Consider the following 12,612-nt stretch of genomic DNA (forward strand, 5'->3'; position numbering starts at 1 on the left):
AAATCTGCACCAGGTGCCCGGGGCTGGAACCATTGTCCTGGTGTGCAACAAAGGCGGGCGTTCCTATCACTACAGCGAAACTTATTAAATACAGTATGGTATCTCAATTGGGGACAGGCACCCCGCACTTATTTTTATTAAATGATCTTGGTTTTATTGGAAAAAATAAGTGCGGGGGAGCCAGTCCCCGGAGGTCAACAAATAAGTTTCGCTGTAGTGCTATAAAGCCCGGCTCAAGCCGGCCCGGAAAGGGATAACCAATACCCTCAACCCGAGCTGAGGCATGGCCGTGCACAAGAAGCAGGGAGCAGACATCTGAACTGCAAGCGTTCAGCGGCCCGAAGCCAGAAGGGCTTTAAGGCCCGTCAATGTGCCTTTCCACTGCACATCTCCCATAACTATGTGTATCACCGGGCTTTTTTCCGCAATGATTTCCAGGTGCAGATCATCGCTGTTATTGATGTGCAAGAGGCACTCGGCCCACATCTGAGCGGGAAGTCCGATCACCTCGCAGTCATAATCGGTGCGTATCTCGGCGGTCATACGGATCTCTTCCATGTCCAGTCCTCCTGGCTGTTTATGATGCTGGGACACAGACCTGAACGGCTGTACCTGCAGGAGATCGAAACAAGGGCATCGTTCTTGTGCGTCTGCATCATGAATCTGGGTTTGCTTTGTCTGCCGGACTTTGACCTTTTGTGAAGCCTGAATCCGTGAAGTTTATGAATTTCAGGATTCTGAGTGAAGGGTAAAATATTCCCGGCGTTTACATCTGAACAGCTAAGTTGCGGTCAGGCCCTTTATTCTGGCCTCCATTTCAGTGCTCAGTTCTTCCGCCCTGGCCCGGCTGATAACCGGTAGATCTTCAGCCAGCTTCTCCACCTCCGCCTCCGGAATGCCCGTGAGTTTGTGAATCAGGAAAGCATCCATCTCGCCATCCTCCAGGAGGTGACCGCAGGCGCCCAGGGCCCCCACAAACTGTCCTCCGGCGAAAACAGGCACGCAGATCTTCATCAGACCTGCATCACACTCCTCCACCACAGGCTGTCCTGTCTGTCTGGCCAGGCTGGCCAGATTCTGATGGGCCACCGAGCATACGGACTGCAGGGCCGAGGGTATCTCTTTGATTCTGGGGCACAGACGGTTGGCCCACTGTTTAAGCCCGGTGAATGTGAACCCCTGGGCGTCGTAGGCATTGACATCCAGCCCGGTACGTTCATTGAGTTCGTTTTCCAGCTCAGCCCATTCTTCTTTGGAAAGCAGGTCAAGCATGGTCATGAAAATATCCTCCAGCTATGGTGTAAGACTTAATCCATTACCAGGGCCTCGGCCACCACTTCCCACAGGTACTTGACTTCAATGGAGGCCGGGCCCTGGGCATCAAGCATGGCCCGGATATGGCCGTGGCAGCTGTGGCAGGGGACCACCACCAGTTCGGCCCGGCTGTTTTTTATCTGCTCAATTTTTCTACGGCTGTAATATTTGCGCTGCTCTTCATAGGGGGTGAGCATGAGCCCGCCGCCCCCGCCGCAGCAGTACTGCCGGGCCCGGTTGGGCTGCATGTCCGTCCAGTGCTCCAGGCATTGATTCAGTATCCAGCGCGGTTCATGGAAATAGCCGTGCCCGAACAGGGCCTCTGACTTGCGGCCGTAGTTGCAGGGATCGTGGTACACGGCCTTTTTTTTGATCCGGTCCCTGTCCAGCCTGATCCTCTGGGTGGATATGTATTCAACCAGGAGATCGAACACGGTCACCGCCTCATAGCGCTGCCGGAACTCCGGATGCCAGCGGGCCAGCCCGTACCGGGTGGCCAGGTAGGCGTGTCCTCATTCGGGGTACATGAGCCCCCGGGACCGGAGTCTTTCCATGTTGCCCACGATGGTATCCACTCCGGCCTTGAGCACCTGGTCCTGGCCGGAAAAAAATCCCCAGTTGACCCCTTCCCAGCGGCTGCCGGGCAGGGTCCAGCTTTCGCCGGCGGCGTGCAGGATCTTCCACCAGTGTTTGAGATCCTCGTTCTGGGTGTTGACCAGCTTGTTGTGCAGGGTGAAAAGAAGCCGGGCATCTTCCTTGTCCACGGGCAGGACAAAGTCCTCGAAGCCTGGCTCCTCGGTGAGCTCCTCGGCCACGTCTTCTACAATGAACCCGAAGTCTTCGTCGGGCAGACCCAGGTTGTTTCCGGTCTCCATGAACATTTCAATCCCTTTGCCGATGGCCTGGGGAACAGTCTTTTCCCCGCCTAGATCCCTGGCCTCGCGGATCATGTCCGTGATGCGCACATCCATGGGGCATCCCTCCTGGCAGCGTCCGCACATGGTGCACAGCCAGGCCAGGCTGGATTCGCCCAGTTCTTCAAATCTTCCCAGCTGACCCAGGCGCACTATGCGCCGGGGATCAAAGCCTTCTATTCCGGTCATGGGGCAGGCGGAAGCGCAAGTGCCGCAACCCAGACAGATCTGCGCCGGATTGCCTCCGCCGCCGGGTCCGGACAGGTCGGTATGGGATAAAACTTCAGTTGAGTTCATGGACATTTTCCTCCAATTGTTCAGACCACGCACTGGCCTTATTGGGACAGACCGCCACACAGGCCCCGCAGCCCCTGCAGGCCAGGGGATCCACAGCCATGGCCCCTGTTTCTTCATGGGCATACCTGGCCTTGAACGGGCATGCCTCCAGGCACAGGCCGCACAGGGAGCAAAGGGCCGGCTTGACCCGGACAAAGGTCTGAAGCCGGCTGTCCAGCCCCTGTTTCAGCAGGCCCAGGGCGCTCATGGCCGCAGCCCGGCCCTCCAGCACGGCCTCCTTAAAAGGCACCGGGTTTCTGGCCAGACCGCAGATAAATATCCCTGCCCGCCCGGATTCCACTGGCCTGTACTTGGCATCTGCTTCGCAAAGAAAGCCCTCTGCCGAACTGTGCACGTTGAAGATCCGGGCCATTTCGCTTCCTGCTGCCGGGACCACCCCGGGAGCAAGCACCAGCTGCTCTGCTTCATATTCGCTCTCTTCACTGAGATAGGGATCAGAGCCCTTGACCCTGATTTTGCCGTCTTTGGCCTCCAACGACGGGGGGGCATCAGGGCTGTAGGGGATAAAGCGCACGCCCTCGCTTCTGGCCCGGGTGTAGAGCTCTTCGTCGTCGCCCTGGACCATGATGTCCCGGTAAAATACGGTCACCTCTGCTTCAGGCCGCAGGCTCAGGGTCTGCAGGCAGCTCTTGAGGGCCAGACTGCAGCAGACCCGGCTGCAGTAGTTGGCTGGTTCCTGCCTGGTATTATGGCACAGGATAAAGATCACCGATTCCGGCGCTTCCCCGCTATTCCCGGCCGCAAAAATCCGCCGGGAATATTCGAAAATGTCTGCTGTCCTGTCTTCCTGCCGGGCAACAGGAGCAGCCCTGCCTCCGGTGGCCAGTACTGCTGCTCCGTGAAGAATTTCTTTTTCGTCGCCGCTGGAGTCCCGGATCCGGCTTTTGAATCCGCCGGCCGGGCCGGTGCAGGAGATCACTGCAGCCGACGGATATACTTGCACCAGCTTATGCTCCATGGCCCTGGCCGCCAGATCCTGCACCTCTTTTCTTTGTTCAGGGGAAATATTGCTCAGGCCATGCCCACCCAGATGGTCCTTCTGTTCCACCAGTACAACCGGGATGTTTCCGGCGGCCAGGGTCAGGGCGGCCGAGAGGCCGGCCGGCCCGGCGCCCACCACCAGCACCCGGCTGTGGACCTGGTCCTGGTCTTTGGCCTCCTGGTCGGGGAGGCTTTCCTGCCGGTCTTCCCCCAGGGCCGTGGCGGCTGTGGCCGAGGCAGCAATGATGGAGCGGGCGATATCCAGGACCCGTCTGGAGCCGGGGCTGGTGAATACGCCTTCGCGGCCGGCATATTCAGGCGGTTTCCAGGCGGGGTCCCGTCCCACCGAAAGCACCACCAGGTCAAAGTCCCGGTCCTGCTGGTTGCCCGGAGAAGGTGCGTGGGGGATGCGCAGGATCTGCTCTTCAGGGACCTGTTCAATGCTGTGGGGCCTGCAGCGGATGAGTTCCACCCCTTTTTCCCGGGCCCGGTCCAGGTACTTCTGCCAGTCCCGGCCGGAAGTGCGCATATCCATGTAGAAGATGGAGCACTGGATGTCCTTTTCCCTGGCCAGACTGGCCTGCTTGAGAGAGATCATGCAGCAGATCCCGGAGCAATGATCCGCTTCCAGCTTGAGACTGCGTGATCCTGCGCACTGGACCCAGGCCGCCCGGCGCACCGGCCTGCCGTCGGATGGACGCATAATATCCGTGCCTGCACTGCTCAAGAGAGCTTCGAAATCAAGGGTGGTGATCACGTCGGCGTGGGCCGCGCTCTGGTAAAGATTGTACACTTCAGGCAGACAGTATTCTACTCCCGAGGCCAGGACTGCAAAGTCAAGGTTATCCAGGACCTTTTCCTCCCGGGCGGCATCAAGATCTATGGCCCCTTCCCGGCAGGCATCCCGGCAACGGCCGCACAGAGTACAGGCCTCCAGGCTGATGGCCAGATGATGGGGCGGTCTGTGGGGGGCGGCCCGGGAAATGGCCTTTACCGGGATCTGCCCGGTGGAAAAGAGGTCAGGCATGTGCACGGGACAGACTTCCACGCACTGCATGCAGGCGTTGCATTTATCACTGTCCACCATAAGTGTCTGCCTGATCAGGGTTGCGGACATATTGCCCGGAGAGCCCTGAATGTCCTGGACCTCGAAACCCGGGAAAAATTCAATGCCCGGGTGGCCGAATCCTCTGCGCATGCAGGCCTGCCAGGTCCGGCCGGAAGGATCAGGAGGAAGCACCCGGCACAGGCCGCAATGGTTGCTGGGAAACTGCCGGTCCAGACCCAGGAGCAGCCCTGCAGGAACAGCCTGTTTTTCAGCCAGGAAAACGCTGCAGCCTGCCCGGGCCAGATCCATGGCCGCCTTCAGGCCGCTTACCCCGCCGCCCATGACCAATGCCCTGGCCGCTTCCTTCATTGGTCACCCTCCGTGGAAAAATTTAAATGCGGAATAGGTTCCTCGGGGCTGCGGCCGGCCTTGTAGTCAAGCTCCTTCTGAGTGGCGGCGGCTACGGTCCTGAAAATGTCCGCCACAGGGATATGGATGGGACAGACACTGGAACACTGCCCGCAGCCTACGCAGGCGTGGGCCATGTGGGCCAGCCTGGTCAGATGAAACATGGTCATCCCGGCCGGGAGCCTGATCCCGCCGGTCCGGCCGGCCCTGGTATGCAGCATTTCCAGGTTCTGCTCAAAGGCTTCCCTGCTGCATACGCATTCGCGGCAGAAACACACCGGACAGGCCCGCTGGCAGTTGAAGCAGCCCAGACAATGGGCGATCATGGACTGCAGTCCAGAAGAACTGCTGATGGTTTCCCGGCTCCTGGACATCACCTCTTCCCGGGCGGATTCTCTTTGGGACCTGAGACTGTCTACGGCCCGGCCGCGTTCTCCGGGCTCCTGTCCGGGCTTAAGTTCCAGGGCTCTAGCCGCATCAGCCCCGGGTCCTTCATCCCAGGCAATCCCTGCCTGCTGATCCAGATCCAGGCCCAGCACGCAGATATTCAGGTGGGCGTTTTCCGGGAGAAAATCAATACAGCTTCTGCAGGTAATGGCTATCCGGGACTGCAGATCCTCATCGCGGTAAAATCTTTGATCCAGGTCCTGGTTTTGATCCTGAAGATCGATGTAGTCCTGGTTTTCCAGCCTTCCCGGGCATTCCAGGCCAATGACAAGCAGGTTGTCCAGCTGGGCCTGGTTCAGCTTGTGCAGCTCCACCAGGGCCCGGATCTCGCAGGGACGCAGTACGGCGGCGATTTTTATTTCCTGCGGTCCGCGGCTGATTTTTGCAGCCTGAGTTGCGGCGCTGACCCCGGCCACCGGGGCCAGGGGAGAGGTCTGATCCAGATCCGCAGGGTTGTTCAGGAGGCGGGTCATGGGCAGAACAGACGGGGGGACCGCGGCGGGCACAATTACCGCCTGGACCATGTTCTGCTCCAGGAGCCTGGCCAGAAGCATGCTCACTGCTTTTCCGGCATCGCCCCGGGTTTCTATCAGGGAAAAGTTGTGCATGGCTGTATCCTTGTTATACCAGATTCATGCCCTTGTAATCCGACGGCCCCAGCTGTTCAATAACCCGGGCAAAGGAGGTCAGATCTTCCTGAAGCTTTTTGCCTTCGCTGGCTCCGATCCATTCCAGCCTGAGTCTTTGCGGGGGGATGCCCACGGATTCAAGAACGGGCCTGATGCCCTTGATACGTACCCTGGCCTTGAGATTGCCGGTGAGGTAATGACAGTCGCCTGGATGGCAGCCGCCGATGAACACCCCGTCGGCCCCGTCCAGAAAACAGCTCAGGATATAACGCATGTCGATCATTCCGGTGCACATGAACCGGATGAGCCTGACCTGGGCCGGATAGTGCAACCGGGTGACCCCGGCCAGGTCCGCCGCTGTATAGGTGCACCAGTTGCAGACCAGGGCCAGTACGTCCAGTTCCTTATGTCTGCTGTTGTCCGTACCGGCCTCTTCAGGCCGGCTGATCCCGGTGTTCATGTTCTTCCTCCCTGGATTGGTCTGTATACAAAAGCCCGGCTATTTCAGAAAAGATTTGTTCAGGAGCAAACTGCTCCACTGCCGCCGCCCCGCTGGGACAGGTGGCTGAGCAGGAGCCGCAGCCCCGGCACAGGGCTTCGTTGACCCGGGCGACTCTGGCCTGGTGATCAAAGGTGACTGCATTATAGGGGCAGACCCGGGTGCACATTGCGCAGCCGCTGCAGATGTCGGCATCGATCACTGAGCGTTCGGCCAGGGTGCTGACCCAGCCCCTGGAAAGCAGGGCCACTGCCTCTCCTGCCGCAGCAGAAGCCTGGGCTACGGTGTCCGGGATGTCCTTGGGGCCCTGGCTGCAGCCGGCCACAAAGACCCCGGAGGCCTGGGTGGATACCGGGGCCAGCTTGGGGTGCTGCTCGGTGAGCCAGCCGTGGCTGTCTGCGGAAACCCCTGCCAGCCGGGCGGTTTGCACTGCACCTGTGGCCGGGACCATGGCCGGACTGAGAATGACCATATCCGCCGGAATCCTTAAAACTTTGCCGCTCAGGGTGTTTTCAGCCACCACTGTAAGCCGGCCGGTGTCCTCGGGATTGTCGGCCACATCAGTGACCTCGGCCACCCGGCCGCGCACCAGGCGGATGCCTTCAGCCTGGATGCGGCTGTAGAATTCCTCGTAGTTTTTGCCGGGAGTACGCATGTCTATATAAAATGAATACACCTCGGCCCCGGTCTTCTCCCGGATAAGGTGGGCGAATTTCAGGGAATACATGCAGCAGACCCGGGAGCAGTAGTCCTTGTGGTTTTTGTCCCTGGATCCCACACAGTGGATGATGGCCACCCTTTCGGGCCTGCGCCCGTCTTTGGTCTGTATACTGCCCTGGGTGGGGCCAGTGGCGTTGTTCAGACGCTCGAACTGCAGGCTGGTATAGACCTCCGGGTACCGGCCGAAACCGTACTGGGACAGGGATTCTGGGTTGTACAGCTCAAATCCGGTGGCCAGGATTATGCTTCCCACCTTAAGCTCCACGTCTTCGGGCTGCATACTGTGGTCTATGGCCCCGCGCTCACATGCCTGCACGCACTCCATACATTCGGAGCAGATCCCGCAGTTGAGGCAGCTTGAGGCCTCCTGCACCGCAGCATCCTCGTCCAGAGTTCCTTCCACTTCGGCAAATCCATGCAGGGATCTGTCCGGACTCAGCCTTGCAGGCTCTGCCCTGTGCCTGGGTTCCAGGCCACCCGGCACCGGCCTCCAGTCGGTGCCTGAACTGTCCTGGTCCAAAGAGTCCTTATGCCCCAGGTCAAGCTCATGGCCGTCCAGAAAGCGTTCAATGGCCTCGACTGCACGCCTGGCGGCGCCTATGGCCTCCACAACAGTGGCCGGTCCTGTGACCGCATCACCTGCAGCAAAGACCCAGGGAATCGTGGTCTGCTGAGTCCTGGGGTCCACCTGGAGCATGCCGCGCCTGGTCCATTGGAGTTCCGGGACTGTTTCGGCCCAGGGAGCATGGATCTTCTGGCCCACGGCCACGATGACCGTGTCCGCCTCCAGGACCTGTTCGCTGCCGGATACCGGCTCAGGTCTGCGTCTTCCCCCTGCATCGGGTTCCCCCAGCCGGGTGCTCAGGCATTCAAGGCCGGTGAGACAGCCCTGTCTGAGCACCAGACGGTTTGGCTGGGTCAGGTAACAGAATTTTATCCCTTCCTCTCTGGCCTCGCTGATTTCCTGGGCATAAGCCGGCATTTCTTCTTCCGAACGGCGGTATAATATGCTCACTTCCCTGCAGCCCAGGCGCAGGGCGGTCCTGGCGGCATCCAGGGCCACGTTGCCCCCGCCGATGACCAGAGTTCTGGGGCCGACCTGCACATCCTGCTGCAGGTTGACCTTTTTCAGAAAGTCCACTGCGTTAATCACCCCTGGACAGTCTTCGTCTTCCAGTCCCAGTCCGGTCCCCGCCTGGGCCCCGATGGCCATAAAGGCCGCCTGGAAGCCCTGCTCCTGCAAACCTTCAAGGGTGAAGTCATGGCCGAAACTCATTTTTGTGCGCACCTCCACCCCGAGTTCCAGGATCCGGTCGATTTCTTTGTCCAGGATCCCGGGAGGCAGGCGAAAGTCCGGAATACCGCTGCGGAGCATGCCTCCCAGATAATCTGAAGCCTCGAATATGGTCACGGCAAAGCCCTTGCGGCGCAAAAAGCAGGCCGCTGCCAGCCCGGCCGGACCTGAACCGATGACGGCCACTTTTTCCTGCCGGTCTGTCCCGGGCACAAAGCCGGGAGCGGAAGCATATTCGGCTGCAAACCTCTTAAGGGCCTTGATGGCTACAGCAGAGTCCGCCTGGCTGCGGCGGCAGGCGGATTCGCAAGGATGCGGACAGACCCGGCCCAGTACCGCCGGCAGGGGCAGCCTGTCATGGATGATTTTCAGGGCCTCCTGGTATTTGCCCTGACTGATGAGCTGCACATAACCCTGGACATTGGCCCCGGCCGGGCAGGCCACAGTGCAGGGAGCCCGGTCCTTCTTGTCTATACAGTAGGTCCCGGGCACTGACTGGGGAAAGGAACGATAGATGGCCGTCCTGCTACTCAGGCCCTCGTTCCATTCGCTGGGAACCAGGACAGGGCAGACTTTGGCGCATTCGCCGCAGCCCGTGCATTCAGAATGCAGGACATAGCGGGGCTTTTTGCGCACCGTCACCGTGTAGTTGCCCACGAAACCGGTTATGTCTTTGACCTCGCTCCAGGTCATGAGTTCAATATTGGGATGCTGCCCCACCTCGACCATTTTGGGGGTCCCAATGCACGCAGCGCAGTCCAGGGTGGGAAAGGTCTTGTCCAGCTTGGCCATCTGACCTCCAATGGAGGGATCCTTTTCCACCAGGTAAACAGGATAGCCGGAATCAGCAGCGGTCAGGGCCGCCTGCATGCCGGCAATACCTCCCCCTATGACCAGAACTGATTTGTTGACCTCTATTCTGCGGGTAAAAAGGCTGCGGTGGTGCCGGACCCTGGCTGCAGCAGCCGATACCAGTCTGATGGCCTTTTGGGTGGCCTGGCCGGAGTCCAGACTGACCCAGGCCGAGCCCTCCCGGATATTGGTCATCTGCAGCAGGTAGGGATTCAGTCCGGCCCGGGCACAGGCCCTGGCAAAGGTCGGCAGGTGCATCCGCGGAGAGCAGGAGGCCACCACCACCCGGTTCAGACCGTGGTTGACTATGTCTGATATGATCATGTCCTGGCCCTGGTCCGAGCACATGAACTGGTAGTGCCTTGCCTGGAACACATTTTCCAGTCCTGAGGCAAAACGGGCCACTTCCTCCACGTTTACCTTTCCGGCGATGTTCTGTCCGCAATGACAGATATAGATGCCTATACGCGGCTGTTTATGACTCATATCTTTTCCGGTGCAATAAGCAGTTTGTCCAGTCCCAGTTCTTTCCTGGGCACCCCCAGGGCCAGGCCGGCCACCTGAGTGAAAAAGAGCACCGGCAGCCTGGGCAGGCCCAGGCTCAACTGGGCGCTTTCCAGATTGAGCTGGCACAGGGGACAGATGACCGCGGCCAGGTGGGCTCCTTTATCCTGCATGGCGAGGATGATGCGCTGCACCAGGGCCTCGGTGCTCTGCCGGAATCCCAGGGCATGGGCTGCGCCGCAGCAGGCGGTCTTCAGGGAGTAGTTCACCGGAGTAAAGCCCAGTCCTTCAATGAATCTGTCCAGCATTTGAGGGTGTTCCGGGTCATCTACGTCGGTCCATGGCCTGGAAAAAAGACAGCCGTAGTAGGCGGCCACCCTGAGCCCGGACATGTCCGGGCTAAGAGACGATTTATGCATCTGCCCCCGGCTGGAGAGCACCTGCAGGAGGTGTCTCACAGGCAGCTGAGGGGCGGAGTCAGGTCCGCCCTCCTGCAGGATTTTTCTCCAGGTGCCGGCATACAGGTCCTGGTCCTGCAGCAAGAGTTTGCGGGTCTTGCGCAGGGTGTTGAAGCACCCGTTGCAGCCTGTGACGAGTTCTTTTGCCCCTGCCTGGGACGCCCTGGCCATGACCAGTGCCGGGTGGTAAACTCCATAGTCTCCCTGCAGGCTGAAACCGGCGGTGCTGCCGCAACAGTTCCAGTCAGGCAATTCTTCCAGGCGGATATCCAGGCGGCTGCACACTGCATCCACGGACTCTTTGTAGCCGGCAGCGGTTTCATAAGAACAGCCGGGATAGAAGTAAAAACCGTCGGACATGGTCATATCCTTCTCCGTCTGAGAAGCCTTAAGGCCAGAGAGAGTCTTCCAGGCATATCCGATGGGTGCAGCAACCCGTATCCGGCAGCCAGACGGGACTCGCTCACCCGGCCTCGTTTTTCCACCTGTCTGACAAAACCCCGGTACACGTCGGGCATCTTGAATTCCCTGCGGGCCAGATTGTGTTCCAGGGACATGACCCTCAAGGCATACATGATATCAGACACAGGTACTCCCTGGGGGCATCGGGTAAGGCAGGCGTTGCAGGAAACGCACATCCAGATGCTCCTGGAACCAAGGACTTCGGCCAGAAAACCGTCCCGGAGCAGGGCCAGGATGCGTCTGGGTCCCAGATCCATTTCATGGGCCAGAGGGCAAGAACCGCTGCATGTGCCGCATTGGATGCAGTGCTGCACTTCTTTTCCGGCTCTGCCTTGAAAAAAAGAGCGGCTCAAGGTTTCCTGATGTTCCGGGTCCAGTGTTTTATGGCTGTGTAAGAATCGCATGGCTGCCTTTTTGATAGGTTTTTATAGTCGTTATTATATTCTGAGGTAAAAATCAAGGGTTTTAAATGTTTTTGCCAAAAAAAGATAACAGCCCGGATATTTTGTAACTGGTTGAGATGAGGAAGGTTTTATGGAAGGGGGGGCGCGAAGAATCAGGCCAGCTGCCGGTCCAGTATAAGGTGGGTGAAATAACCGAATACCGAGGCCAGGTAGTACGGTATGAGGATCTGCCAGGGCACGTTGTAAAAGATGACCGGCAGCAGAAACACGGCCAGGGGGATGGCCAGCATGGCCCACCAGGTATGGATGAAACCCCTGTGCCTGGCCACCACCGGGAGCATGGCCAGAAAACCCAGGATGGCCGCCCAGCGGTAGTACCCAAGGATCATGAGGGTCAGGTTGATTATCAGCAGCAGGGAGTAAAAAAACTTCTGCCCCCTGGAATCCGTGTCCACATCCGGAAACAGCGCCCCCAGGACCACGCAGCCCATAAGAACCAGGGCCTGCCAGGGCTCGGGCCTGAACCATGCCAGCCAGTTCACAGCGGCCAGTACGCCCGCCCCCAGCAAAACCGCTCCAGCAATATGTACCTTATAACCGGGCATGCGATTTCCTGTAAACATTCAGGGGGGCAGATACCGGCCAGGGGGCAGTCCCGGCGACACTTTTCCTGCATAAATACAATAAGTACAGACGCGAAATTTTGTGAAGCTGCATAATCATTACTTAGTGCCTGACCCTGCTTTCCTTATCTTTTGCCGATCTCAAACCGAAAAACGGCCGGACTATCCGGCGGCAAAAGAGCCAGTCCCCTTCCAGCTTATCGCCCAGGCCACCGGGGACAGGCACTTTTGCCGATCTCAAACCGAAAAACGGCCGGACTATCCGGCGGCAAAAGAGCCAGTCCCCTTCCAGCTTATCGCCCAGGGCACCGGGGACAGGCACTTTTGCCGACCTCAAACCGAAAAAAGGCCGGACTATAAGGCGGCAAAAGAGCCAGTCCCCTTCCAGCTTAAATAATGTGTCACTGTAGTGTTATTACCTGGAATTACAGACCTTGTCTACTGTATAGTATCTGTCTAGCGCTTTGCATGTGGCACTGGGACTGGCTCTTCCGGGACTCACTTGCCCCAAAATCAGTCGTTTTGAACACAAAATGATGCTCAAGTGGGTCCCAAAGTGTCTGTCCCCTGCTTTCCTCGTCCCCTGCTTTCCTCTCAGCGTCCACCGATGGTGCCTGTCCCTACAAACATGCAAGCAAGGATTTTTTTCTTTTTTGTGGCTCCAGCTACATTTTTTAAGAAGCGGCTGGAGCCGCAAG

General features: G+C 58.8%; 11 protein-coding genes. All 11 read right to left on the bottom strand.

Annotated elements, in window-relative coordinates:
- Positions 1-330: 330 nt before the first annotated feature.
- Positions 331-558 carry a hypothetical protein gene (locus QZP87_RS02740; protein ID WP_291321387.1) on the bottom strand — a complete coding sequence of 76 codons (228 nt, stop codon included), beginning with the start codon at positions 556-558 and terminating at the stop codon, positions 331-333.
- Positions 559-780: 222 nt separating this feature from the next.
- Positions 781-1,278 (bottom strand): PocR ligand-binding domain-containing protein, encoded by a 498-nt coding sequence (locus tag QZP87_RS02745; RefSeq protein ID WP_291321388.1) that lies wholly within the window; start codon positions 1,276-1,278, stop codon positions 781-783.
- Positions 1,279-1,307: 29 nt separating this feature from the next.
- Entirely contained in the window at positions 1,308-1,748 is a 441-nt protein-coding gene (locus tag QZP87_RS02750; protein ID WP_291321389.1) for a heterodisulfide reductase-related iron-sulfur binding cluster, read from the bottom strand.
- Positions 1,749-1,826: 78 nt separating this feature from the next.
- On the bottom strand, positions 1,827-2,525 hold the full coding sequence (locus QZP87_RS02755) for a 4Fe-4S dicluster domain-containing protein (RefSeq protein ID WP_291321390.1): 699 nt from the start codon (positions 2,523-2,525) through the stop codon (positions 1,827-1,829).
- Entirely contained in the window at positions 2,512-4,983 is a 2,472-nt protein-coding gene (locus tag QZP87_RS02760; RefSeq protein ID WP_291321391.1) for a 4Fe-4S binding protein, read from the bottom strand. The genes QZP87_RS02755 and QZP87_RS02760 overlap by 14 nt, the downstream gene beginning before the upstream one ends.
- Positions 4,980-6,077, bottom strand: a complete 1,098-nt coding sequence (locus QZP87_RS02765) for a 4Fe-4S dicluster domain-containing protein (protein ID WP_291321392.1) — start codon at positions 6,075-6,077, stop codon at positions 4,980-4,982. The genes QZP87_RS02760 and QZP87_RS02765 overlap by 4 nt, the downstream gene beginning before the upstream one ends.
- A gap of 13 nt (positions 6,078-6,090) precedes the next feature.
- Positions 6,091-6,558, bottom strand: coding sequence for a hydrogenase iron-sulfur subunit (locus QZP87_RS02770; protein WP_291321393.1), 468 nt, complete (start codon positions 6,556-6,558; stop codon positions 6,091-6,093).
- Positions 6,533-9,949 (bottom strand): FAD-dependent oxidoreductase, encoded by a 3,417-nt coding sequence (locus QZP87_RS02775; protein ID WP_291321394.1) that lies wholly within the window; start codon positions 9,947-9,949, stop codon positions 6,533-6,535. Before QZP87_RS02775 ends, QZP87_RS02770 begins: the two co-directional genes overlap by 26 nt.
- Positions 9,946-10,791, bottom strand: coding sequence for a heterodisulfide reductase-related iron-sulfur binding cluster (locus tag QZP87_RS02780; protein WP_291321395.1), 846 nt, complete (start codon positions 10,789-10,791; stop codon positions 9,946-9,948). Before QZP87_RS02780 ends, QZP87_RS02775 begins: the two co-directional genes overlap by 4 nt.
- Complete coding sequence (locus tag QZP87_RS02785; protein WP_291321396.1) at positions 10,788-11,291, bottom strand: 4Fe-4S dicluster domain-containing protein; 504 nt, start codon at positions 11,289-11,291, stop codon at positions 10,788-10,790. The genes QZP87_RS02780 and QZP87_RS02785 overlap by 4 nt, the downstream gene beginning before the upstream one ends.
- 152 nt (positions 11,292-11,443) lie before the next feature.
- A complete protein-coding gene (locus QZP87_RS02790; protein WP_291321397.1) occupies positions 11,444-11,896 on the bottom strand; it encodes a metal-dependent hydrolase in 453 nt (150 codons plus the stop codon).
- Positions 11,897-12,612 lie beyond the last annotated feature (716 nt).

It is taken from the genome of Desulfonatronospira sp. (genome assembly GCA_003563255.1).
Classification (GTDB): domain Bacteria; phylum Desulfobacterota; class Desulfovibrionia; order Desulfovibrionales; family Desulfonatronovibrionaceae; genus Desulfonatronospira.

Excerpts from the sequence above, each read along its gene's own strand:
- QZP87_RS02740 (WP_291321387.1), bottom strand. The coding sequence starts at position 558 with ATGGAAGAGATCCGTATGACCGCCGAGATACGCACCGATTATGACTGC.
- QZP87_RS02745 (WP_291321388.1), bottom strand. The coding sequence starts at position 1,278 with ATGACCATGCTTGACCTGCTTTCCAAAGAAGAATGGGCTGAGCTGGAA.
- QZP87_RS02755 (WP_291321390.1), bottom strand. The coding sequence starts at position 2,525 with ATGAACTCAACTGAAGTTTTATCCCATACCGACCTGTCCGGACCCGGC.
- QZP87_RS02760 (WP_291321391.1), bottom strand. The coding sequence starts at position 4,983 with ATGAAGGAAGCGGCCAGGGCATTGGTCATGGGCGGCGGGGTAAGCGGC.
- QZP87_RS02765 (WP_291321392.1), bottom strand. The coding sequence starts at position 6,077 with ATGCACAACTTTTCCCTGATAGAAACCCGGGGCGATGCCGGAAAAGCA.
- QZP87_RS02770 (WP_291321393.1), bottom strand. The coding sequence starts at position 6,558 with ATGAACACCGGGATCAGCCGGCCTGAAGAGGCCGGTACGGACAACAGC.
- QZP87_RS02775 (WP_291321394.1), bottom strand. The coding sequence starts at position 9,949 with ATGAGTCATAAACAGCCGCGTATAGGCATCTATATCTGTCATTGCGGA.
- QZP87_RS02780 (WP_291321395.1), bottom strand. The coding sequence starts at position 10,791 with ATGACCATGTCCGACGGTTTTTACTTCTATCCCGGCTGTTCTTATGAA.
- QZP87_RS02785 (WP_291321396.1), bottom strand. The coding sequence starts at position 11,291 with ATGCGATTCTTACACAGCCATAAAACACTGGACCCGGAACATCAGGAA.
- QZP87_RS02790 (WP_291321397.1), bottom strand. The coding sequence starts at position 11,896 with ATGCCCGGTTATAAGGTACATATTGCTGGAGCGGTTTTGCTGGGGGCG.